This is a genomic window from Capnocytophaga sp. oral taxon 326 str. F0382 (assembly GCF_000318295.1).
Taxonomy (GTDB): Bacteria; Bacteroidota; Bacteroidia; order Flavobacteriales; family Flavobacteriaceae; genus Capnocytophaga; species Capnocytophaga periodontitidis.
This window is the reverse complement of record NZ_KB291349.1, coordinates 1-1,360: the sequence shown is the minus strand read 5'-3', so window position 1 is coordinate 1,360 and position 1,360 is coordinate 1. Positions and strand designations below refer to the sequence as shown.

The following is a 1,360-nucleotide window of genomic DNA, read 5'->3' as shown; positions in this document are numbered from 1 at the left end:
AGGCTGATTATCAGCAATGAATAAAAAAGAGGCTATCTTGGCAAAAGATAGCCTCTTATTATTTGGTGTTTTACCACAAAAGTTGTATCTTTGTGGTTCCTAAAAAAAACACAATGGCAAAAGTATCATTTAAATCTGAACCTCACAAATTTTTAACACTTTTCCCCGAAGAATATTTTTGATAAGTTAGATAGTAACCACCCTGCTAAATTAGTAGAAATGGTTGTTAATCAGCTAGATATCACTGATATTATTCAAAAATATAAGGGTGGAGGCTGTTCTGCATACCACCCTCGTACAATGATAAAAATAATCTTCTATAGCTATCTTTCTAACATTTATTCTTGCCGCAAAATGGCTATTGCTGTCAAAGAAAATCTCCCCCTTATGTATCTTGCAGGAGGTACAACTCCTGATTTTAGAACAATCAATGACTTTAGAGGTAAAATTTTGAAAGATTCTTTGCAAAAACTTTTTGCTGAAATAGTAAAACTCTTAGTAAAAGAGGGTTATCTAAGCCTTGATGTACAGTATATTGACGGTACAAAAATAGAATCAGCTGCTAACAAATATACTTTTGTGTGGAGAGGTTCTGTAGAGAAGTACAAGGAGAAGTTAGAGGCTAAAATAAATAAAGTGCTCTCTGATATAGAAGATAGCATACAATCAGATAATCAAGAGATTACTAAGCAAGAACTTCCTAAAGAAATCAATACCAAAGAGCTTAAAGAGAAATTAGCTGAGATTAATAAAAGGCTAAAAGAACCTACTAAAAAACAAGCTAAGGAGTTAGAAAAACTTCAAAATGAGCATCTTCCAAAGTTAGAAAAATATGAAGAAAGTCTAAAAATAATGGGAGATAGAAATTCTTATAGCAAAACAGATACAGATGCAACTTTTATGCGAATGAAAGATGACCATATGAAAAACGGTCAGCTCAAACCAGCTTATAATGCTCAAATATCCACTGAAAATCAGTTTATTACTCACGTTAGTATACACCAAACACCAGGCGATACCAATACTTTAGAAGAGCCATTTAGATGGTTTTGAAAAGAGCTATCAGAAACAAAGCAAAGAGGTATGTGCCGATGCAGGTTATGGTAGTGAAGAGAACTACGAAATACTGAAAAAGAAAGAAATAGAGGCTTATGTGAAGTACAATTATTTTCATAAAGAGCAGAAGAAAAAACAAAAAGAAGATCCTTTTTCGGTTCAGAATATGTACTATAATCTAAAAGAGGATTATTATGTATGCCCAATGGGACAGAAATTGAGCAATGTAGGGAAAGGAAAACGGACTTCAAGTAATGGATATGAATCAAAAGTTACTTATTATCAAGCACAAAGGTGTGAGGGG

At 33.0% G+C, this 1,360-nt stretch carries 1 protein-coding gene and 1 pseudogene; both read left to right on the top strand.

Annotated elements, in window-relative coordinates; translation table 11 throughout:
- Window positions 1–219 precede the first annotated feature (219 nt).
- On the top strand, window positions 220–1,053 hold the full coding sequence (locus HMPREF9073_RS15800) for a transposase (protein ID WP_009411923.1): 834 nt from the start codon (window positions 220–222) through the stop codon (window positions 1,051–1,053).
- 100 nt (window positions 1,054–1,153) lie between these two features.
- Window positions 1,154–1,360 (top strand): annotated as a pseudogene (locus HMPREF9073_RS15795) (IS5/IS1182 family transposase); the annotation flags it as partial.